Origin of the sequence: Flavobacterium filum DSM 17961, assembly GCF_000425465.1 — a bacterium.
Lineage (GTDB): Bacteria > Bacteroidota > Bacteroidia > Flavobacteriales > Flavobacteriaceae > Flavobacterium > Flavobacterium filum.
On record NZ_AUDM01000008.1, the window covers coordinates 44,651 to 67,638 of the forward strand.

General features: G+C 34.7%; 14 protein-coding genes. 8 read left to right on the forward strand and 6 right to left on the reverse strand.

Annotation, left to right across the window (positions count from 1 at the left end; translation table 11 throughout):
* The first annotated feature begins 26 nt into the window (after positions 1-26).
* The 4 genes from H601_RS0105545 (at position 27) to H601_RS0105560 (ending at position 5,205) form a co-directional block, all read left to right on the forward strand.
* Entirely contained in the window at positions 27-1,091 is a 1,065-nt protein-coding gene (locus H601_RS0105545; RefSeq protein WP_245571616.1) for a branched-chain amino acid aminotransferase, read from the forward strand.
* A 43-nt stretch (positions 1,092-1,134) separates the two neighbouring features.
* Entirely contained in the window at positions 1,135-3,189 is a 2,055-nt protein-coding gene (locus H601_RS0105550) for an alpha-ketoacid dehydrogenase subunit alpha/beta (protein ID WP_026710583.1), read from the forward strand.
* Positions 3,190-3,634: 445 nt separating this feature from the next.
* The gene (locus tag H601_RS0105555; RefSeq protein ID WP_035655597.1) at positions 3,635-4,681 is read left to right on the forward strand and encodes a helix-turn-helix domain-containing protein; all 1,047 of its coding nucleotides are present in this window, start codon (positions 3,635-3,637) and stop codon (positions 4,679-4,681) included.
* An 8-nt stretch (positions 4,682-4,689) separates the two neighbouring features.
* Positions 4,690-5,205, forward strand: coding sequence for a PIN domain-containing protein (locus H601_RS0105560; protein ID WP_026710585.1), 516 nt, complete (start codon positions 4,690-4,692; stop codon positions 5,203-5,205).
* A 47-nt stretch (positions 5,206-5,252) separates the two neighbouring features.
* Here H601_RS0105560 and H601_RS0105565 read toward each other — a convergent pair whose 3' ends face one another.
* From H601_RS0105565 to H601_RS0105580, 4 genes are all read right to left on the reverse strand, one after another.
* Complete coding sequence (locus tag H601_RS0105565; protein WP_026710586.1) at positions 5,253-6,377, reverse strand: hypothetical protein; 1,125 nt, start codon at positions 6,375-6,377, stop codon at positions 5,253-5,255.
* A 144-nt stretch (positions 6,378-6,521) separates the two neighbouring features.
* Complete coding sequence (locus H601_RS0105570; RefSeq protein ID WP_026710587.1) at positions 6,522-7,058, reverse strand: DUF4136 domain-containing protein; 537 nt, start codon at positions 7,056-7,058, stop codon at positions 6,522-6,524.
* 89 nt (positions 7,059-7,147) lie between these two features.
* Positions 7,148-9,151, reverse strand: a complete 2,004-nt coding sequence (locus tag H601_RS0105575; protein ID WP_035655600.1) for a urocanate hydratase — start codon at positions 9,149-9,151, stop codon at positions 7,148-7,150.
* Positions 9,152-9,212: 61 nt separating this feature from the next.
* Positions 9,213-9,392 (reverse strand): C1orf53 family protein, encoded by a 180-nt coding sequence (locus H601_RS0105580; protein ID WP_026710589.1) that lies wholly within the window; start codon positions 9,390-9,392, stop codon positions 9,213-9,215.
* Positions 9,393-9,420: 28 nt separating this feature from the next.
* Here H601_RS0105580 and H601_RS0105585 point away from each other — a divergent pair, with 28 nt between their 5' ends.
* Positions 9,421-9,747, forward strand: a complete 327-nt coding sequence (locus tag H601_RS0105585; RefSeq protein ID WP_026710590.1) for a hypothetical protein — start codon at positions 9,421-9,423, stop codon at positions 9,745-9,747.
* Here the strand turns inward: H601_RS0105585 and H601_RS0105590 are convergent.
* Both H601_RS0105590 and H601_RS0105595 read right to left on the reverse strand, forming a co-directional pair.
* Positions 9,744-14,408, reverse strand: a complete 4,665-nt coding sequence (locus H601_RS0105590; RefSeq protein WP_026710591.1) for a T9SS type A sorting domain-containing protein — start codon at positions 14,406-14,408, stop codon at positions 9,744-9,746. The two genes, H601_RS0105585 and H601_RS0105590, sit on opposite strands and share 4 nt — an antisense overlap.
* Before the next feature lie 174 nt (positions 14,409-14,582).
* Positions 14,583-19,082: a choice-of-anchor L domain-containing protein gene (locus tag H601_RS0105595; RefSeq protein ID WP_026710592.1), complete on the reverse strand. Its 4,500-nt coding sequence runs from the start codon at positions 19,080-19,082 to the stop codon at positions 14,583-14,585.
* A 241-nt stretch (positions 19,083-19,323) separates the two neighbouring features.
* Between H601_RS0105595 and H601_RS0105600 the strand changes: the two genes are divergently transcribed.
* The 3 genes from H601_RS0105600 (at position 19,324) to H601_RS0105610 (ending at position 22,981) form a co-directional block, all read left to right on the forward strand.
* Positions 19,324-21,147, forward strand: a complete 1,824-nt coding sequence (locus tag H601_RS0105600) for a T9SS sorting signal type C domain-containing protein (protein ID WP_026710593.1) — start codon at positions 19,324-19,326, stop codon at positions 21,145-21,147.
* Positions 21,148-21,213: 66 nt separating this feature from the next.
* A complete protein-coding gene (locus tag H601_RS0105605) occupies positions 21,214-22,122 on the forward strand; it encodes a 1-aminocyclopropane-1-carboxylate deaminase/D-cysteine desulfhydrase (RefSeq protein WP_051220669.1) in 909 nt (302 codons plus the stop codon).
* Positions 22,115-22,981 carry a glucosaminidase domain-containing protein gene (locus tag H601_RS0105610; protein WP_026710595.1) on the forward strand — a complete coding sequence of 289 codons (867 nt, stop codon included), beginning with the start codon at positions 22,115-22,117 and terminating at the stop codon, positions 22,979-22,981. Before H601_RS0105605 ends, H601_RS0105610 begins: the two co-directional genes overlap by 8 nt.
* The last annotated feature ends 7 nt before the right edge of the window (positions 22,982-22,988 follow it).

Below are 22,988 nucleotides of genomic sequence, written 5' to 3' on the forward strand. Positions count from 1 at the left end.
TTGAATTGAGAGCAAACATAAACACAATGCAAGAAGTAATGACAGCAATTAAAGTAACAAAAACAGCACATTCTACCGTTGGAGAAGTCGATTTAAACAATATCGTGATGGGATTCAAGTTCACCGATCATATGTTTGTTTGCGATTATCAAAACGGCGAGTGGATAAATCCGCGAATTGAACCTTTACAGCTTATTCCGACACATCCTGCTGCCATGGCTTTGCACTATGGTCAGGCAATTTTTGAAGGAATGAAAGCCACGTTGGGAAAAGAGGGAACGCCGTTATTATTCCGTCCTTATGAAAATGCAAAGCGATTAAATTTTAGTGCCAACCGAATGGGAATGCCTACTTTTCCGGAGGAACTATTTGTGGAAGCATTGAAACAATTCACCGCTTTAGAAAAACAATGGATTCCTACTAAAGAAGGAAGTGCTTTGTACTTGCGTCCGTTTATGTATGCCGATGAGCCTTTTATCGGAATGCGTGCCGCAACCAGTTTTAAATTTATGGTGATTGCCTCACCAGCCGGACCTTTTTTCAGCAGAAAAATTAAATTGTATGCGGAGAAAAAATATGTTCGTGCCGTGAATGGTGGAACAGGAGAAGCCAAAGCCGCAGGTAATTATGCAGCAGCCATTCGACCAACTGAATATGCTAAAGCCAAAGCATATGACCAAGTATTGTGGCTAGATGCTCACGATTTTGAATACATCCAAGAAGTGGGAACAATGAATATCTTCTTCAAAATTGATGGTAAATTCATCACGCCAGATTTAAGCGGTTCTATTTTATCAGGAATTACGCGAATGAGTGTCATTGATTTACTACGTTCCAAAGGTTTTGAAGTCATTGAAAAACCTATCAAAATTTCTGAAATCATTGAAGCATCTAAAAACGGAACGTTAGAAGAAGCATTCGGAACCGGAACAGCCGTTGGAATTGCTATGATTGACGAAATTGGAAATAATGATTTTACCATTAAATTCCCTGAAAATAATCCAGTTTCTGTGATGGTAAATGATACACTAAACGCTATTAAACTCCAAAAAGAAGAAGACACATTTGGTTGGATTGTGGAAGCGAAGTAATAAACCTAAACCTGACAGGTTTCAAAAACCTGTCAGGTTTAAAATGACAATTATGTTAGACAAAAATATCCTGAAAAAAGCCTTTACTACCATGGCAACCGCCAAAACGATGGCTGAATTGTATGAAGATAATTTCAAAATTGTTTCCAAATATGTGCATGCCACTTCACGCGGTCACGAAGCCATTCAAATTGCGATGGCGATGCAATTATTGCCACAAGATTATGCTTTTCCGTATTACCGTGACGATGCCATGCTGCTCGGAATCGGAATGCGTCCGTATGATTTAATGTTGCAATTGATGGCTAAAAAAGACGACCCATTTTCAGGAGGTCGAACTTATTATTGTCACCCAAGTTTAAAGGATGTTGACAAACCGAAAATCCCGCATCAATCTTCTGCTACCGGGATGCAAGCCATTCCTGCAACTGGAGCGGCGATGGGATTTTGGTATAAAGAGAACACAGGAGTCCAAAATGATAATGAGCCAAAACCAATAGTCGTTTGTTCTCTCGGCGATGCTTCTGTAACTGAAGGTGAAATTGCCGAAGCCTTACAAATGGCCGCTTTGAAGCAATTACCTATTTTATATTTAGTGCAAGACAACGGTTGGGATATTTCTGCCAATGCTGCAGAAACCCGAGCTCAAAATGCCTTTGAATATGCCAAAGGTTTCCACGGAATCGAAGCCATTTCGATTGACGGTGCAAATTTTACCGAAAGTTATTTGGCTCTTGAAAAAGTAGTCAAAACCATTCGTGAAGAACGTCGTCCTTTTTTGGTTCATGCTAAAGTTCCGTTGTTAAATCACCATACTTCCGGCGTTCGGATGGAATGGTACCGAGACGATTTGGAAGAAGCAAAATCCCGTGATCCGTATCCGGTTTTGATTCAGCAATTGCTTGATGCCGGATTTTCAAAAGATGAAATTCAAGCAATAGAAACCACGGTTTCAACCGTGGTTGAGGCAGATTTTATGAAAGCCCAACAAGCCGAAGATCCAAAATCGGAAGATTTATTCACACATGATTTTGCACCAACGCCAATTACTGAAGAAATTGGCGAGCGAAATCCATCCCGTGAGGAAAAAGTCGTGATGGTCGATTGTGCCTTGTTTGCCGTAGAAGAATTAATGAAAAAACACCCCGAATGTTTGTTATACGGACAAGATGTGGGCGGACGTTTAGGTGGCGTTTTCCGTGAAGCAGCCACTTTAGCACAGAAATTTGGTGATGAAAGAGTGTTTAACACGCCCATTCAAGAAGCATTTATCGTGGGTTCAACAGTCGGAATGTCGGCGGTTGGCTTAAAACCGATTGTTGAGGTGCAATTTGCCGATTACATTTGGCCGGGCTTGAATCAATTGTTTACCGAAGTGAGTCGTTCGTGTTATTTATCCAACGGAAAATGGCCGGTAAGCATGATTTTGCGTGTGCCAATTGGTGCTTACGGAAGTGGTGGACCGTATCATTCGTCTTCGGTGGAAAGTGTTCTGACCAACATTCGCGGAATCAAAATAGCCTATCCAAGCAACGGAGCCGATTTAAAAGGCTTGATGAAAGCCGCTTATTACGACCCGAATCCGGTTGTGATTTTGGAACACAAAGGTTTATATTGGAGCAAAGTGAAAGGAACAGATGCTGCGAGAGTGAATGAACCTAGCGAAGACTATATGTTACCGTTCGGAAAAGCGAATATCGTTCAAGAAATCTGGGAACAAGAAACGGCAGAAACAATGACTGTTATTACCTACGGAATGGGTGTTCATTGGGCATTAAATGCTTCATCAGACATCAAAAACCAAGTCGAAATCATTGATTTGCGAACGTTGTATCCGCTAGACGAAGAAACCATTTTCAAATCCGTTAAAAAAGCCAAAAAGTGTTTGGTTGTCACCGAAGAACCTACCAATAATTCGTTTGCACGCAGTCTAGCCGGACTCATTCAGGAAAACTGTTTCAAACACCTCGATGCTCCAGTCATGGTCATCGGTTCCGAAAATATGCCTGCGATTCCGTTGAATAGCACGTTAGAATTCACGATGATTCCAAATGTGGATAAGGTTCGTGCGAAGATGGAGGAGTTGCTGAATTATTAGTTTTCAGTCACAGTCGCAGTTTTCAGTCTCAGTCACAGTCTCAGTCACAGTCACAGCTTTCAGTCTCACTCGCAGTGTTCAGTTGCAGTTTTTAGTCTCAGTTTCCCCACAATCTTGTCATTCCGACGCAGGAGGAATCTCATTATGTTAAGCTTTCAATTTTTCAATTTGAACTGAATATCTGCTTACTGAAAACTGCGACTGAAGACTTTTTTCAGAAGCTATTCCGGCTTTCCACTACAAGTTTTTTTGAAAAACAAAAGTTTTGTAAGCCTTTCCAAGAGCTTCCTCTGGTCGCTTTGTAAAGCCAACAAAACTACTTTGTTTTTTCAAAAAAAGCTTTCCGTTGCAATCTGGGCTAGGGGAGTTGCATTTCAAAAGAAATAAGTATTTAGTTGACAAAATATAATTAATTTTGTATTTTTGTCAACTAAACTAAATAATCATGAAAGAAATAGTCTCACAAAAACTCAAAAATGCTAGAGCACTCAATGGGTTTTCTCAACAAGAGTTAGCAGATATGATAGGTGTTTCTAAGCAAATGATTAGTAAGTATGAAAAAGGTGAATCTATTCCAAGTAGTTCTAATCTTTTAAAAATAGGGAAATCTTTGAAAGTTAAGATTGATTATTTTTTCAAACCTAGCAAAATTGAGTTAGGAGTTTTAAATTTTAGAAAGAAAAGTTCATTTTCAAATAAAAAACAAGAATCACTTGAGCAATTAATAAAACTTAATTTAGAAAATTATCTAGAGATTGAAGATTTGCTGCAAATTGATTATTCTTTTAAAAATTCAATCGGTAACGAAAAAGTGAATTCTATTAAAGATATAGAAAGGCTAGTTTTATCATTACGAAATGAATGGGAAATTGGTCTTGACCCGATTCATAATATAATTCAACTTTTAGAAGACAATGAAATTAAAGTAATTGAATTGTTTGATGTAGAGGAAACTTTTGATGGTTTAGCAACTTTTGTAAATGACAAATTTCCGGTGATTGTTGTAAATGGTAATTTTCCTGTAGAAAGAAAACGATTTACTTTATTACACGAATTAGGTCATTTACTACTCAATCTTCCGGAATGTGACGTAAAAGCTGAAGAAAATTATTGTAATAAATTTGCTTCTGAATTCCTTTTTCCAAAAAAACTCGTAGTTAAAGAATTTGGTATTAAGCGAGATTTAATTTCATTAAACGAGTTGATAGAAGTACAAAAAAAATACGGTATCAGTATTCAAGCAATAGTTTACAGATTAGTTGATGCGGGAATTTTTACTGAAAACAGAAAAACTGATTTTTATAAAAAAATAAATTTTAATCCAAGTATTAAAGAAAAAGTTAATTTATCAAGATTTGAAACTCCAGAAAAATCAAATCGATTTGAACAACTGGTTTACAGAGCTTTATCTCAAGAAATAATATCTGTAAGCAAAGCATCGTCCTTATTGAATAAAGATATAAATTCACTAATTGAAAATTCACTTTTATAGTTTATAAAATGAGAATTATTATAAACGATGCAAATATTTTAATTGATTTGGTTCATTTAGATTTAATGAATGAATTTATTAAGCTAAACTTAGATTTGAAAACAACGGATTTTGTTTTTGAGGAGCTTAATCATGATCAAAAAGTTATAATTGAAGCTTATATTAATTCTGATGACATTGAATTAATTCTTACTGATACAGAAGAAGATTTTGAAAGTATTACGACTATTTTAGCAAATAGTTCAGGTTTAAGTTTTGAAGATTGTTCTGTATGGCATTATGCCAATAAACTTGATGGAATATTACTTTCAGGTGATGGAAAATTAAGAAAACAAGCTATGGCAAACGGAATTTCTGTAAAAGGGATTTTATATGTTTTTGACCAATTATTACTACACGAAATTATTTCCTTTGAATTAGCTATCGAAAAAATAGAGCTACTCTATGAAATTAATCCAAGACTCCCAATTCAATCAAAGAATGACAGAGTTGCAAGTTGGTCTTTAGGGAAGTTGTTTGAGTAAGTTTTAAAACCCTAATCCGTCTTTTCATTGCAATCTGGGCTAGGGGATTAGATATATGGTTCAGATGCTGGAGTTGGAAACAAAAATTCGTGAGGAATGTGAAATTGACTACTATTGCTAATATGTTCAACATTAGAAGAGTTCGAAAAAAGTAAATTTATAAGTTCTAAATTCCCAAAAGGATCTTGGTAATAAACTTTTTTATACTCATCTTTTTTTTCAAATTCTCTAATGAGTTCACTGTCAATTTTTCTATTAAATGCTGGAAATGAATAGCCTATAATTACCAAAATATTGGTTTCTCTCATTACATTTAGAGCATTTTCTTTAGTATTTGAATCAATTTCCCATGAATATTTGATTGAGTTAGAATAATCCGTTTCATTAAATTGATCAAAATTTTGTAAAAACTTGTATAAATATTCTTCTAAAGAGTTTAAAAACTTTTTTTCAACGGTTTCATGAAAATTATTAGTATGCCTAAAATTACCTCTAAAACCGTTTAAATGAATAATCTCTTTTCTCTTATCACAATCAGGCAAGTTCATAAAATTAAAATTCTCATTTGTCTGTTTCATTGAAGATGACTCATATGGTAAAAATGATTCAAATGAACTTTCTAATTGTAAATCATAGTTCCAAGTTAAAAAAGAAACATTTTCATTTAATTTTGGTGTTTTATTAACTTTTTCTAACAATACAGATAACAAAGCAAAATAGCGTTTGTCAATTTTTTCAAAATAGATGCCATTGTTACTTATGTTGTTCGTGTCATATTTTAAAATTGTTTCAGTACTAATGAAATTCTCCCAAATATCAAAAAAAACGCTTAAACAATATTTTAAATCATTTAATTCTTGGTGTTTTTCTATAATTGATAATCGTTTTGCATAAATATCGATTGAACCATATTCCATTGCTAATTTTCCAAATCTTTCTAATTTATTAAAAAAATCAATTAATATCATATTATTTCTTAATGAGGGATATTTAGAATCTTTATAATAGAAACTATCACGCTTTAATAGTGCAATTATATTTTTTGCAACACTAAACATAGTTTTTCCTTGTTCTTTCCAAATTGGATTAGAATAATAACTAGCTCCAGCACCCAATAAATAGGTTATTTTTAGATTTTCTGTTCCACTATGACTATATTTTGAAATACTCATATTTTATTTATTTGAATAGCTAATTTAAAGTATGTTATAATAAATGTCAACTATACTTATTAGCAAATATTAACAAAAAAACCGAAGCATCTCTACTCCGGTTCTATCCTTTTTTAAGACTAAAAACTCCAAACTATCAACTCCTTACTTCTTCTTCGGTGGATATTGAGCTAAAATCTTCGCCACAAATTCATTAATGCGTTCTTCTTTTTTATCGATGTTTCGGGTTAAAACCCCAATGCCTTCGCCTTGCCAAATGAGTTCCTTTTTTCTGTTGTCTATTAAATCAATAAATAATGTTCCTTCAACATAAGAGGAAACACTGGTGTTCATGCCACCCCATATCCATGGGTTCCAGCCCCAACCCCAACCCCAACCCCAGCCGGCGTTGAATTGGTTTACGTCCACTTGTTCACGTTCTTTCGTGAAAATATTAACCAACAAATCAGGATTTTCACTTTTGCTAAAACCTTTAGCGGTCATTTGTTCGTCAATAGCACGAAGAATTCTTTTCTTATCTAAATCAGAAATTTCTACTTTATCGATGCCGCTTTTTTGATAGGCATACGTTCGGTATTGCGTAAAATCAACACTTTTATCATAATCAGAATAAACTCTTACGGAACTGCATGATGCAAGCAGAAAGAGTAGAAGTACGGGTAGGAATTTGAGTGTTTTCATAGCTTTTTTTGTTTAAAAGTTTAAAAGTTTAAGTGTTTAAAAGGGTTTGAATAGTCACGGTTAACAACCTTGAACAAAATCAAACAATCTTAAACCATTTTGAACAATTCATCATCTACTACATTAGGGATGGTAACTTTCAATAAAGGTTGCGTCTCCATGGCTCTTTTTATGGCAAAAATTGCACCTTCGTTGCGGGCCCAATTTCTGCGAGCAATTCCGTTGTTTACATCCCAAAATAACATCGATTTTAATCGTCTGTCGCTATCCTCTGTACCTTCAAGAACCATACCAAAACCACCGTTAATTACTTCGCCCCAGCCAACTCCGCCGCCGTTATGTATTGATACCCAAGTTGCTCCACGGAAACTATCGCCAATCACGTTATGAATCGCCATATCTGCCGTAAAACTCGAACCATCATAAATATTGGACGTTTCTCGATAAGGAGAATCGGTTCCGGAAACATCGTGGTGGTCGCGACCTAAAATGACATAACCAATTTCGTTTTTAGCAATGGCTTTGTTGAATGCTTCAGCAATTTTCATTCTTCCTTCTGCATCGGCATATAAAATTCGGGCTTGCGAACCCACGACTAATTTATTTTTCTGAGCTTCTTTAATCCACTTAATATTATCCTGCATTTGCTGTTGGATTTCAATAGGAGCGGTTTTTGCCATTTCTTCCAAAACATCACAAGCAATTTGATCGGTTTTGGCTAAATCTTCCGGTTTTCCGCTGGCACAAACCCATCGGAACGGACCAAATCCATAATCAAAACACATCGGTCCCATAATGTCTTGCACATAACTGGGGTACTTAAAATGAATGCCATCAATCGCCATGACATCAGCACCGGCACGAGAAGCCTCTAATAAAAAGGCGTTTCCGTAATCAAAGAAATAGGTTCCTTTGGCAGTATGTTTATTTACTGCCGCTGCATGACGCACTAACGTTTCTTTCACTTTCGTTTTAAAAAGTTCGGGATTATTAGCCATTAGCTCATTCGATTCTTCAAACGAAATTCCAACCGGATAATAACCTCCTGCCCACGGATTGTGCAACGAAGTCTGATCTGAACCTAAATCAATATGAATATTTTCCGCATCAAATCGTTCCCAAACATCTACGATATTTCCGAGATAAGCGATGGAAACCACTTCTTTTTCAGCTTGAGCTTTTCGGACACGAATTACCAATTCATCAACATTTTCAATCACTTCATTAATCCAACCTTGTGAGTGACGAATGTGGGTTATTTTCGGATTCACTTCGGCACAAACGGTCACACAACCGGCAATGTTTCCGGCTTTTGGTTGAGCACCACTCATTCCGCCTAAACCAGAAGTTACGAAAAGTGAACCTTCCGGATTTTTTTTAATTTTTCTAAATCCATTTAAAACCGTTATGGTAGTGCCGTGAACAATTCCTTGTGGACCAATGTACATATAACTTCCGGCTGTCATTTGTCCGTATTGTGAAACGCCTAACGCATTCATTTTTTCCCAATCATCGGGTTTGGAATAATTTGGAATAACCATTCCGTTGGTTACGACAACTCTTGGAGCATCTTTGTGCGAAGGAAATAATCCCATCGGATGACCGGAGTACATCACCAAGGTTTGCTCATCCGTCATTTCCGAAAGGTATTTCATGGTTAATCGATATTGAGCCCAATTTTGAAAAACCGCTCCATTTCCTCCATACGTAATCAATTCGTGTGGATGTTGAGCCACAGCATAATCCAAATTATTTTGAATCATTAGCATGATGGCTTTAGCTTGCTCACTTTTTCCGGGATATTCCGAAATTGGTCGGGCATACATTCGGTAATCTGGGCGAAGACGATACATGTAAATCCGACCGTATTTTTCTAATTCGTCTTTGAATTCGGGTAGGAGCGTAGCATGGTGTTTCGGTTCAAAGTAGCGTAACGCATTGCGAAGAGCTAATTTTTTTTCTTCCTCCGAAAGAATTTCTTTTCGCTTTGGAGCGTGATTTATTTCTGTTTCGTATGGTTTTAGAGAAGGTAATTCGGTTGGAATTCCTTCAGAAATTTGTTCTTTGAATGATTTGGTATGTATTGCTTGCATCAGATTTTTGGATTGTTAGATAGTTAGATTTTCAGATTGTTGGATTATTAGATTTTTCGAATTACTTTTTTTTGATTGTATTCGCTTTTTTATCAAATCCATACGGACAATGTCGGCATCCGCTTTTGCAGCAATAGCCTCTTTTTAAATGATATTTTTCTGTAAAACATTTATAACCTTCGGGCGTATAATAAAAATCTTCGCCTTCAATTAATTTATTTTCAGGATTTGGTGTATTCATAACTACAAAATTAGCAACTTTGCCACAAATGTTTGTATTAGTTTTTAAATATTTAACCCCAAAAGGTTTTCGTGGACTCACTTTGTATCCGTTTGTGTTTTTAAAATACAAATCGGACAAAGAAAATGTAGTTTTATTAAACCACGAACGCATTCACATTCGGCAACAAATTGAACTGTTGGTTTTGCCTTTTTATGTTTGGTATAGTTTGGAATATTTGGTTCGTTTGATTCAATTTAAAAACAGCAATTTGGCTTACAGAAATATTTCGTTTGAACGAGAAGCTTATCAAAACGAAAAAAACCTTCACTATGTAAAGCAAAGGTCTTTTTGGCGTTTTATAAATTATCTTTAATAAATTACTTTTTCGATGGAAGTTGTTCCGTCAGTTAATTTTATTTTTAATAATAAGGTTGCGTTATTTCTTTGAAGTTGACTTAGTTCAATTTGTTTAGAATTTATATTTCTTGACTGATGAATCATTTGTCCTAATACATTAAATACTTGAATCGAATCAATATTTTCTATACTTGAAGAAACAACTACATTTTCATTAGTGATCACCCTAACAGTATTTTCAATTGAAAAAGTAGGATTACTTAAAGTTGAAGATGATTCATAGATAATTTTAAATCGGTCAATAAACGTTCCGCTAACGGTTTGGAAAGTATAAGGTGATTGTTTTAAATCATGAACACTATTTAAATAAAGATCTTCTAACAGAATAGTTTGGTCATTGAATAATCCATCTACAGCAGCAATTGCCATCGTATAATTTCCGGCTGATGGAGCGTGGAAACCAATTGGAACTTCATCTAAAGTGTTAAAAGGTAAAGCTCTACCTTGAATATTTAATTTCAAATCATCGATAATTGAAAAAACCGATAAATCATTTGTAATAGCAATTGAGCTATCAAAAAAGTTATCTTTATCCATTGTTGCCCCTTCAACATAGCCTATTAATGTTCTTTCAGAAACATTTTGAGCATTTATAATATCAAGCCAAAATCTGCTTTTTTCGGTCGGGATTAATTGCTCAACATAGGTTTCTTGATTGGCATGACGATAAAACAAACTATTATCATAAGTGGCACTTCTTAAGTGATTACCAAATGAAATTACATCTGAAGCAGCTGGGCCGTCTAACATTTGGATAAAAAATCCTTGACCAGCACCGATAAATAGGTCAGCACCCATTGTAGGACAACAACTAGTTCCGGTAAAATTATACGTTAAGTAATCACCCGGTGAATAATTGTAAGCGTAGGTATCATAAAAAGGACTTGAAATGATGGCAGGTAGGTTACCATGTGTCCATAATTTTACATTTCCTTCAATTTTTGTTCTGTTATCAAATAAAAATTGACTAGCTCGGATGGCTGAAGGATATGGATTACCTAAAAGATTATTGTTATCACTTAAATTCGTGATTAATGTTCCATTAGTACCCGTAAATGATGTCTGAATACTGCCTCTTGAAATTGGAACAGTATATGGACCATTATTTGGTACACCAGTAAAACTGCCAAATAAAGTGGACGGAGTATCCGTAAATGAATTTGGACCTCTAACGATGTAACCTCTTCCCGGAAGCATTGTGCTGCCACCTGCTGCTTGCCAATTTCCTTGACCACCATTTGGATTAGCCACTGTTGGATGCCAAGTGTAAATAGGTCCAGGAGCAATAGGACTTGAAATATTATTTACATTAAAACCAGCTACCGGTGATGACCAATATACATAGTCTAATCTCCTGATGTTTGTATTTCTTCTGTATTTGATGTTTCCTGTGTTGGTTACATTATTCACTTGTATCAAACTTGAATTATTATTGATTATAAATGTTCCACCTGCATTTACATTTACCCAATCGGTTACGGTAATCATATTATTAGAGTTGACTGTAAGTGTTGCACCATTATGAATGGTCAATGTTCCTGCCATTCCATGGTAGTTAGTGCCTGAAATAATTGGATCATTAGGTGTTACAGGAATAATAACACAATCTGTTAAATATGGAATTCCGGCTGGAGTCCAGTTATTTGGTTTGTTCCAATCGGTATCAATTGAACCATTCCAAGTTTTATCGCCAAGAACTGTTACGGTTGTTTCAGCCGTTTCTACAAGTGTGTTTCCTGTACAAAGTTGATAAGTAACTTGTGCAGTATAAACAGTTGTTGATGTTGGACAAACATTAATAACATCAGTATTTCCAACAACAGGCCCTGAGGTGCCTGAGCCTTCAAACCACGTTACTGTTGTAAGTGGAGCTCCGGTAGGGGTAAATCTCCATGCTTCGTTTACAACTGTCCAGTCAGCATCTAGTCCATTTCTACCTGGTGCAACAATTGCTTGAGTACCGTTTCCGTTTTGAAGACCAACGATTGCATTACCGCTATTCCAGCTCGAACATACATTTTTTTCTTGAATATAAATTTCAATCACATTAGTATTTTCATAAAGCACCATCATTCCTGAATATAGTATTGAATTACAAGTGCTAGAGAACATAGGAACTTTATGCCATGAAACTACTAAAGCTCTACATCCGGTATTCAGTGTGATTAATTCATATCCAACACTTCCACCTTTGCTTGGGTCAATATCATGATAAACACCAAAAATAGTGTTCATAAATAACGTATTATTGGGTAAATTACTATTAAATGACCAAGTAGAATATCCACCTGGTGTATTGTTCGTTAAATCAAATGTTAATACTCCATTTGATCCAATTAAACATTGATTAAAGTTATTGCCATAAAAACAAAAGTCAAAAGGGAGGTTCACTACAGGTGACCAAACATCATCAATGTTAACACTAACTGGGTTTTGCAAACATGCAAATTGATAGGGTGGATTATAAGGGATGTTTGTCACGCTATATGATGTTGTTTGAGCAATTGGAGTATAAATTGCTTCAATGTCTACACAACTTGAAGCAGTGTTACAATCTATAGGAAATGGGTCTGCACCATTCAATCCCAAACCTCCACTAATTACATCCGGGCAAGCTAAAGAAGTAGTTCCGGTTCCATTACCAAAAATACATGGACAATTGATGATAAAACTAACATTACCACCTGTTGTTGACTCGGGGTCAAGTAAAAATAAATATTCTACTCCGGCTGTTAAATTAATGTTTGCAGCCGGTGCTGCTCCTGAAACTGCACTAATACAAGTCCATCCTGTACTTCCGCAACCCGAAGATGCTATTTTGTATTGATAATCTATAGTTCCAAATGATGATAATTGTTGAAGTGAATATAGTCCAGTTGTAGCTGGAGTAAAACTAAAAATCATTTCATTTCCTGGAGTAGTCCAACCACAAGCTGAATTAGCGAAAGAACCGGAGCCACCAGCAATATTTACATTGATTTGTAAACCACATGAGGTTATGGTAGTAATGGCAGAGCATGGGTTAACTGGCGTTGTGATGCAAGCAGTGAATGTTCCTTGGCCGGAGCCATTTGAATAACTGTAAACTCTAAAAAAGTAAGTATTTCCAATCGTTAGCCCTGAAATCGTGGCTGATTCAGCACCAGAAATTGTATTGTCTGAACAAGCTAAACTTGTGAGGGATGCACAAGGTCCGCTAAATACTTGTAAAACTGCATCTGAAAGAGTACCAGGTGTTACTGTAACACTATGAATAGTTGATGTCGCTACAAAACTATACCATACATCATCATCTGCGGTACCTAAACAACCGCTTTGAGATTGAGTTGCACCAACAGTAGTTCCGCTTGTTGTGGAAGTACAACTCAAATTTGAATTTACGGCAACATTTATGGCTGTTGCACAGTTGTCATTAGAAAGTGGAGGAGGTGCTGCAGTACAAGTTCTACTGATGGTAAATGTACCTGTTGTTGTGCTTCCTGCTAACCAATGAGCTACATAAACATAATAGGTAACACCATTTACAGTTGTAAAAGTTGCAGTTTCTGGAGCGGCATCTGTACAAGCAATATTGGTCATTGAACCGCAAGTTCCTGTTGAAACGGATAATTTAATATCAAAGGCAGGGTTTGTTGTGATTGTAGTTTGCTGACCATCTCCAACAAAAGTGTACCAAACACCATAATTGGACATCGAACAGCCTGAAACATTGGCAATATTTGTCGTATTTACAGTAGTTCCGGCTAGATTTGTTGTTCCGCATGGTAAAGCAGTAGCATTTGAACATAAGTCATTAGCCGGAGGTGTTGGAGCTGTACTACAAGTTCTACTGATGGTAAATGTACCTGTTGTTGTGCTTCCTGCTAGCCAATGAGCTACATAAACATAATAGGTAACACCATTTACAGTTGTAAAAGTAGCAGTTTCAGGAGCGGCATCTGTACAAGCAATATTGGTCATTGAACCGCAAGTTCCTGTTGAAACGGATAGTTTAATATCAAAGGCTGGATTAGTTGTAATTGTAGTTTGTTGACCATCTCCAACAAAAGTGTACCAAACACCATAATTGGACATTGAACAACCTGAAACATTGGCAATATTAGTGGTATTTACAGTTGTTCCAGCTAGATTTGTTGTTCCGCATGGTAAAGGAGTAGCATTGGAGCATAAATCATTTGCTGGAGGTGTTGGAGTGGAGCATGAAGTACAAGTTATAGTTGTTGTACAACAGTTTGTAGCTGTACCACACCCCGCATTTGTGTTGTAATGAACATAATATGTTCCAGATGATGTAGCGGTAAATGTGTGTGGTGAATTACCATGACTAATTACAGTTCCATTGTAACTTCCTGATCTTACGGTAATGTATCCTCCACAAGAATTAGAAACTTGATATGTATTTCCTGAAACTATGGATGAAATTGTACTGTATTCTGTTTGATAGTTACATGTACTAATGGTAACAGGAACATTAGCTGTAGGAGCAGTTGCTGAACCCCATGCGGATGTGTTTGTACATTGTGCATTTGTTTCAATGCTCGATATAAATGTTACAATTAAAAAAATAAATTGAATGCATTTAAAAGGAAAAAAGATCCCCCAATATCTTTTTTTCATTTTAGTAGTTTTAGTAATTAATTTACTAAAATAGTTTACTTTTTTTGAAATTTAACGAATTACTGTCAAAATGTTAATAAAATGTTTAAATTTTCATGTGTGCTGTAAGAAAAAAATTAAAATACAAAAAAAGGGATGTGAAAACATCCCTTTTTTTGGTTACGTTGTTTTGATTTAAAAAATAACTTTTTTCGAAGTAATTGTACCGTCTTTTAATTCGATTTTTAGTAAAAGTGTACGGTTAATTTTTTCAATTCCTTTTAAATCAACACTTTTTGAATTTACATTTTCATATTTTTTTAATAATCTTCCATAAATGTCATACACCAAAAGTGTTTTAATCTCATCATTTTTACTTTCCACTTCCACTTTATCATTTGTTTTGACATTTACCTTTTGTGAATCTTCATTAATTGATGCAAAAGTTGAATCTTGACTATTAAATACAATTTCAAAGCGATTATCAAAAGTTCCAATATTTGATGAGAATGTGTAAGGTGCCTCATTTAGGTTGTGAATTTGATTCGTGAAATTATCTTTCAGGTATATGATTTGACCATTATTTTTAAAGAATCCATCAACAGAAGCAATTGCGATAGTATAATTACCTGTAGTTGAAACTTTATAGCCTAGAGGAATAACATCGTTCACATCAAATGGCCATTTTCTACCTTGAATACTAGCTTTTTCATTTTCAATAAGTGAGTATAGTACTAATGCATTATCAACTTTTGTGTAAGCATCAAACATTCTGTCTTTTCCATTAGTCGCCCCAAAAATATAGCCTACTAGAGTTCTACTTACACTTCCATTAGCTGCAACTAAATCTAACCAAATTCTATTTTTGTCATTCTCTAACTTTGGAGTAGAAGTGGCACTGTTTTTATAAAATTGTGTATTATTACTTTCTACTCTCATACTATTATTGAATGTAACATCAACAGTGGTAGCAGGTCCATCTAACATGGCTACAAAGAAGCTTTGTCCTGCAGGGATATAACCGTCATACGTTGCAGGTCCGCTAATTGTTCCTGTACCATTATGAATAATATAATCGTTTGAAGAATAATTATATTGGAAACTTCCATAGAAAGGATTCCCGTTTGCATTACTTGGTAAGCTTCCATGAGTCCATACTCTAATTGAACCTTCTAAATCAGGGTTTGCAGCCATAAAATCTGTAAATCGAATGGCAGATGGATATGGATTTCCAATAAGATTGAAATTATCATCCATATTTGTAATCATCACTCCATTAGTTCCGGCATAATCTGCACCTGTATTATTTCCTCTTGAAACTGGAATAGTAATAGTTCCATTGTTCGGAACACCTGTAAATGTTGCCGTAAATGTTTGAGCAGTTGTATTGTTAAATGAACTAGGACCTCTTACAATATATCCTTTTGAAGCCACCATTGTTTCATTTGCATTAGCCCAATTTCCAAATCCGCCATTTGAGTTAGCTATTGTAGGATTCCACATGAATCTTGCTGAAGTAGGTGTGCCAGGGGATAAATTGTTTAGATGAAAATTTTGAACTGGAGATGACCAATATACATAATCACTTCTTCTAATTGATGTACTTCTGTTGTATCGAATATTTCCTGTGTTAGTAGCTTCATTTACCTGAACTAAACTTGCATTATTTTGAAAATCCATTGTACCGGTTGGTTTTACGACAACTTGGTCAATTATTTTCAAATGATTACCCTCTTGGATGGTTAATGTTGCATTATCTCTTACATCTATGTTAAATCCATATCCAACATAGTTAGTTCCACTAATAATAGGATTGTTTGCTGTAGCATGTACAATAATACAATCTTCGTCTGTTGGAACACCAATAGGGGTCCAATTATTCGGAGTATTCCAGTCTGTATTTACTGAGCCATTCCAAGTTTTAGGTCTTCTTACATGGAAGGAACGTATTCCATAACAACCTCTTTCAATATTGTAAACCCTAGCATAAATCATTTGTGGATTGGATGTTTCAGAAAAATTTTCAGGATCAGGTATAGGGCTAACATTGTTATGAGCATTTGTTAAATTTGTAAAATAACTAATACCGTAAATTGGAGATGGGTATAGAGCATGTAATCTTGGACTATTTTCAGTTAAATCAAATGGTTCCCCAAAATTACATTTTATAATATTTCTTGGTTGCAAAGGGGTTATTTCCGGGAAGATTTCAATCGTTACTTCATCTTCAACAAAACAACCTGGGTTACCTTTAATTGAGGCTCTTACTTTGTAATCACCCCACTCAGTTACATTATAAGTAGGTCCTGTTGCACCTGAAATCTCTACTTCATCTTGATACCATATAAAATCGAATATAGTTGCATCTAATTCAGGATCAAGTAAAACACTTTCACCATAGCATAAAGCTGTATTGTTATCGATAAATAAATTATCACCTAAGGCAATATCTCCAATTGAAAAGCTGCTTCCTTTTATAAATACTGCGGAATCAAGCAAAGTATCTAATCGGTCAGCAATCGCTAATTTTATTCTGTAAGCTTGTCCTGGAACTACACTTCCAATAGCTGTTAATGGTACAGTTGCTCCATAAAAATTAATTGGAGCACTAGTAGGATTACTCAAGAAATAATTGCCAAAATAACTTTGATTAACTGAACTACAACCACCATTGTATAGTTGATCTCTAATACTTACAACAGATATTGGAGTAGAAGTAGAAGGTACAACTGCTATGTTTGTAGTCACTCCGGTATTTAAATTCGTTAAAAGAAATATAAACGTATCTGAGAAATCACATTGATAAAATCCATATTCATTTGACGCAAATAAAAAGTCAAAACTAATGGTACTTTGAAATGGAACAAAATCAAATTGTATATAACTCGCATTTAAAGCAGTTTGAGGAGAGCCGGAAACAGCAGACATAACAGCTTGAACATCAGTATCACCTAACCAGCCATTACCTCCAACAGAGTTGGTAGCGTTATTAATTGGACCAGCAGCAAAATTTGCATTTCCAGAGGTTAATACTATTCCATTATCAAAAGGGAATGTAGCACCATTTCTGTCAAAGTACCCTATTCCATTTGCATCGCCATAATTAGTACCTGTAGATGAATTAATATTGGTAATGCTTACACAACTATTTTCAAATAAAACTTCTCTAACCAATTGATCTACGGTGTGTGAAGTTGTAGATGTGTTAACTACAATTGGAGTTGTTACACACATAGTAAACGTACCATTTCCAGAACCATTATTGTAACTATAAACCCTTACAAAATAGGTTTGACCAATAGTTAAACCACCTAATGAAGCTACCTCAGGACTTGAACCAACTGTTGCATCGATACAAGCAAGACTGCTTAAGGTTCCACATGTTCCACTAAAAACTTGTAAAACAGCATCATTAAGAGTTCCAGGTGTAACAGTTACCAAATGACTTTGAGCAGTAGCGACAAAACTGTACCAAACATCATCATCAGCTGAACCAGTACAACCTGCAATAGATGGTCCTGCATAAACAGTTGTTCCTGATGTTGTAAGTGTACAATTTGTATCAGTATTTACATCAAGTGGAGTTGCAATAGAACAATGGTCATTCACTGAGTTTGGTAAGGTTGTAGCACATATCGTAAATGTACCCATACCTGAATTATTTGCAAAACTATATACACGAACAAAATATGTTTGGCCAACAACTAAACCAGAAAGTGTTGCTGTTTCTGTACTTGATCCGGCAGTTGCGTCTCTACATATTACACTTGAAAGTGAGCCACAACTACCACTAAAAACCTGTAATACAATATCATTAATTGTTCCAGCCGAAACAGTTATTTCATGATTAGAAGAAGTGGCTATAAAACTATACCATACATCATCATCAGCCGTTCCGGTACAACCACTTTGAGACTGGGTAGCTCCGATTGTAGTTCCAGATGTAGTGACACTGCAAGTAGTTGAAGGATTTACAGTTAATGCGGTAGCATTTGAACAATCATTGTTTGAAGGGCCAATTTGAGAAGTTAAAGAGATGTTATCAATTGCACCCGGAGGTTGATTACCAGTTGAATCATTATTTATCCACTCAAAAATAAGTCTAAAATTTTGCCCGGCATAATTTGATGGAATGATAAAAGAAGCAGATGTCCAACTACTTTGGTTTTCCAATTGAGCCAATAAAAATCTTCCCGTAGGTGTTGAACCAGTGGCAGTTACAGCTGTTCCATAAGTTGGCGTGTAAGATGTAGGAGTTAACCATATTCTTATTCGGTCATTACCATTTTGACCTCTACCTATCCAGTTAAAAGATAATCTAATGTCAGTTTCACCGCTTACTATACTTGTAACATCTCTGTAAAAATGAGTTCTTCTGTTAGCATTTAATGTATAACTGTGTGGAGGAGGTGTACTTCCTGTATTATTTGTAATGTATGCACATCTAGTTCCTGAAAATCCAGCTGTTGCACCAGTTGAGCATACCCATTGATTTTGTGTTGCTGTTCCTGTGGTAGAAGACCAGCCATTTGCTGCAAATGTTGCCCCGGATTCAAATCCTCCATTTGTTAAAGGGTTGATGTGAACAGTTTGTGAAGTTCCCACTACAAACATTAATAGCATTATCACTAATGACACAAATTTGTGTTTACTGTTTTTGTTTTCGTTTTTTGGTAAAGTAATCATTTTTTTCATGACTAAATTTTTTAATTAGGTTTTCTTACTAATTTTTGACGATTCAAATGTATGTTAAAATCGATAAAGTGAGTAAAAAAATCGATGAAATGCATAAAAATATAAAAAATGTAAGAAAAAAATAACATTATTGTTTTGTTTTTTTGTTGTAAAAGATGAAATTTGTTAAAAAATTATCTCTTATTTTTTAGGCTTAACTTTCATTTTTTAATTATATTTGTTCTTGTTCAAATAATTAATTATGAGAAAATTAGCCTTTTTTATCGTTGTTGTCTGCTCTGTGCTGTCTGTACAAGATGTGAATGCTCAGCTTTTTGTTAGTTCAGGAAGTTACGTTTACGTTCAAAATCAATATGTTACGGTAACAGAAGAAATTAATCTTGCTTCAAATGGTAATATTTTTCTAAGAGATGAAAGTCAAGTACTTCAAAAAAGAACTACTTCCAATAATACCGGGCTTGGCTCATTATCAATTTTTCAAGAAGGAACGGTAAATAATTTTCAATATAATTATTGGTGTTCTCCTGTAGGAACTTCATCTGCAACAGCTGGTAATTCAACTTTTACCATCAATCAATTTCATAGACCTACCAGTATAATCAATAGTAATCCTGCAGTTATTTTATCAAATTCTGCTCTAGATGGAATTGCATCTTCTTTATCTATTGCTCCAAGATGGGTCTTTCGTTTTTTAAATAATGAATTTTATGCTGATTGGGTTGTAACTAGAACAGATCCAATTAATGCAGGAGAAGGATTTACGATGAAAGGAACATCCGGCACGGACAATTCATTAACCCTTTTTGGTGTTCAAAATAATGCAGGGAGTGCACAACGCTATGATTTCAGAGGAAAACCAAATGATGGAAATATTGAGATTTTTGTCATGAATGCAAAATCAACACTAACGGGTAATCCATATCCTTCTGCAATTGACTTGAATGCATTTTTAACAGATCCGTTAAATAATGCAATAGATGGAAATGCACTTTTTTGGGAGCACGATAAGACAGTGAACTCTCATTTAATTGCACAGTACAGAGGCGGTTATGGTGTATATAATGGTTTATCTAGTGTATATACACCGGCAACATTTTATAATTATGATGGAGCAGGTAATCAAACTACACTGGCTAGCACTCCTTTGAATATGTATCAAAGAAGATTTTGTCCTGTTGGACAAGGGTTTCTTGTACGTGGAATTTCAAATGGTTCTGTTTTTATGCGAAATACATACAGAGTTTTTAGAAGAGAAGGTGTAGTTAATCAATCTCAATTTGAACGAAATGCTTTGGCGAACAGTGAAGAAAATAATTCTTTTTATGAGCACATTCCAAACGTAGCTGGAATTGATTATACGCAAGTGAGTAAACTTCCGGCTCCACATATTTTAGTGAATGCTTCTCTTAATGAACAAGCAGTTAGACAAATTGCAATGGTGTTTTTACCAACTTCAATTGATGGGCTTGATAAAGCCGATGCAAAATCAGCAGATGATGGAGGAAATCTTCCTTTTGATATGTATTTTGTTTTGGATAATAAAGAATATGTACAATCTGCTACTAGTTTTGATATTACAAAACGTTTTCCGGTTGGATTTAAAAACAATACCGCTTCTACTTTTAGAGTTGCAGTAGCTGACTTTGTGAATTTCAATGAGACTGAGAATGTGTATTTGTATGATAAAAACACTAACATATATCATGATATTAAAAATGCTGAATATCAATTTCAGATAGAACCAGGCGTTCATAATGAACGATATGAGATTACTTTCTTGGCTGAAACTTTATCCAATCCTAAATTCGACGGTAATTCACTTGATGTAGTTCAAAATAATACTATTCAAAACTTGATTATCTATAACCCAAATGCTCAGGATATAAAAGAAGTGGGGCTTTATGATTTGACCGGGAAAAGAATTTTCAGAAAAACTAAATTGGGTTCTAATGAAAATTATCAATTTTCAACAGCCGGATTGAGTGAAAGTATTTATATTGTGAAAGTTATTACTGCTGACAAAAATGAATTAAATAAAAAAATATCTGTTTTTCAAGAAAGATAAAATTGATTATTACAGTTAAAAGGAAACAGTCTTAGAAGGCTGTTTTTTTTATGCTATTTTTGTCAAATGGAAAGGATAATACAAAATCAATTTATCGGAACGTTTAAAAATAATATTCAATTATTTATAAAACGAGAAGATTTAATCCATCCATTTATTTCCGGAAATAAATATAGAAAGTTACAATACAATTTATCAAAAGCGAAAGAGGAGAACCATGCTGCTTTATTGACCTTTGGCGGAGCATATTCCAATCATATTGCAGCTGTTGCTTATGTCGGAAAAAAGTACGGATTTCAAACGATAGGTGTCATTAGAGGTGAAGAGTTGTTGTCAAAAATAAATGAAAATCCAACGTTGACATTTGCTCAGCAAAATGGTATGCAATTTGTTTTTGAATCGCGAGAAGAATATAGAAATAGACATGAGATGGAATACATTGAAAACTTACGACAGAAGTTTGGTGCTTTTTATCTCATTCCTGAAGGAGGAACGAATGATTTAGCTGTTAAAGGCTGTAAGGAAATTTTAACAGAAAATGACGCTGAATTCGATTATATTTGTTGCTGTGTTGGGACGGGCGGAACCATTTCCGGAATTATCTATTCTTCTCATGTAAATCAAAGAATAATTGGTTTTCCTTCTTTAAAAGGAGACTTTTTAAATGGAGAAATACAAAAATGGGTTACAAAGGATAATTGGGAGTTGAATAACGCCTATCATTTTGGAGGTTATGCAAAGATCAATAGTGAATTAATTGAATTTATGAACGATTTTTTTGTTCAAACATCTGTCTTGTTAGATCCAGTTTATACCGGTAAAATGATGTACGGAATATATGATTTAATTGAAAAAGAATTTTTTACAGCTAATTCAAAGATACTTGCCATTCATTCCGGAGGTCTTCAAGGAATTGAAGGGTTGAATCAAAAATTAGAAAAATTAAAATTGCCTAAAATTATAACAAATGTTTAAAAAGATTATTTTCTTATTGCTAAGTCTTTTTATTGTTGCTTGTTCAACAACAAAACCAACGGTAAGAACCACAAAATCAGTTCCGAAGAAAAATACAACAGTTAAAAAAGCACCTGTAAAGACTACATCAACGCGAAATACAACTTCAAATCCCACTTCATCAAATGAAACTACAAATAAACAAAGTCATACACTAGAAGCTACTTCAAATGTAAAAGTTACAACTGAAGTAGTTCTGAAATATATTGATGATTTTAAGGAAATTGCAAAAGATAATATGCGTCAGCATGGCATTCCTGCAAGTATCACCCTAGCTCAAGGAATTTTAGAATCCGGTGCCGGATTAGGACGTCTGAGTCAACAAGCCAATAATCATTTCGGTATAAAATGTCATAAAGAATGGAGCGGTCCAAGTGTTTCACATGACGATGATGCAGAACAAGAATGTTTTAGAAAATATCAACATCCGAGTGAATCGTATAGAGATCATTCATTATTTTTGACAAGCAGAAGTAGATATGCATCTTTGTTTACCTTGCCTGCTGGGGATTATGTTGCTTGGGCAAAAGGCTTAAAAGCCGCAGGTTATGCAACAGATCCAAAATATCCTGATAAATTAATTGGGTTGATAGATCGTTATAATTTACATCAATATGACGAAGAAGTAACCGGGAAATCTAATCAAAGAGAAAAAAAAGAAGTTGTTTCTGTTTCAAATGAAAAATCATACACGGTTGTTCAAGGCGATACCTTGTATTCTCTTTCCAAAAAATTCAACTTATCAGTTGATGAAATTCGAAAAAAGAATAATCTTAAGTCGGATTCACTTTCAATCGGACAACAATTAATATTAAAATAAAATTAGC

Coding starts and splice junctions, on each gene's coding strand:
- H601_RS0105560 (WP_026710585.1), top strand. CDS start 4,690: ATGAGAATTATTATAAACGATGCAAATATTTTAATTGATTTGGTTCAT.
- H601_RS0105580 (WP_026710589.1), bottom strand. CDS start 9,392: ATGAATACACCAAATCCTGAAAATAAATTAATTGAAGGCGAAGATTTT.
- H601_RS0105545 (WP_245571616.1), top strand. CDS start 27: ATGCAAGAAGTAATGACAGCAATTAAAGTAACAAAAACAGCACATTCT.
- H601_RS0105595 (WP_026710592.1), bottom strand. CDS start 19,082: ATGAAAAAAATGATTACTTTACCAAAAAACGAAAACAAAAACAGTAAA.
- H601_RS0105600 (WP_026710593.1), top strand. CDS start 19,324: ATGAGAAAATTAGCCTTTTTTATCGTTGTTGTCTGCTCTGTGCTGTCT.
- H601_RS0105585 (WP_026710590.1), top strand. CDS start 9,421: ATGTTTGTATTAGTTTTTAAATATTTAACCCCAAAAGGTTTTCGTGGA.
- H601_RS0105610 (WP_026710595.1), top strand. CDS start 22,115: ATGTTTAAAAAGATTATTTTCTTATTGCTAAGTCTTTTTATTGTTGCT.
- H601_RS0105570 (WP_026710587.1), bottom strand. CDS start 7,058: ATGAAAACACTCAAATTCCTACCCGTACTTCTACTCTTTCTGCTTGCA.
- H601_RS0105605 (WP_051220669.1), top strand. CDS start 21,214: ATGGAAAGGATAATACAAAATCAATTTATCGGAACGTTTAAAAATAAT.
- H601_RS0105575 (WP_035655600.1), bottom strand. CDS start 9,151: ATGCAAGCAATACATACCAAATCATTCAAAGAACAAATTTCTGAAGGA.
- H601_RS0105555 (WP_035655597.1), top strand. CDS start 3,635: ATGAAAGAAATAGTCTCACAAAAACTCAAAAATGCTAGAGCACTCAAT.
- H601_RS0105550 (WP_026710583.1), top strand. CDS start 1,135: ATGACAATTATGTTAGACAAAAATATCCTGAAAAAAGCCTTTACTACC.
- H601_RS0105565 (WP_026710586.1), bottom strand. CDS start 6,377: ATGAGTATTTCAAAATATAGTCATAGTGGAACAGAAAATCTAAAAATA.
- H601_RS0105590 (WP_026710591.1), bottom strand. CDS start 14,408: ATGAAAAAAAGATATTGGGGGATCTTTTTTCCTTTTAAATGCATTCAA.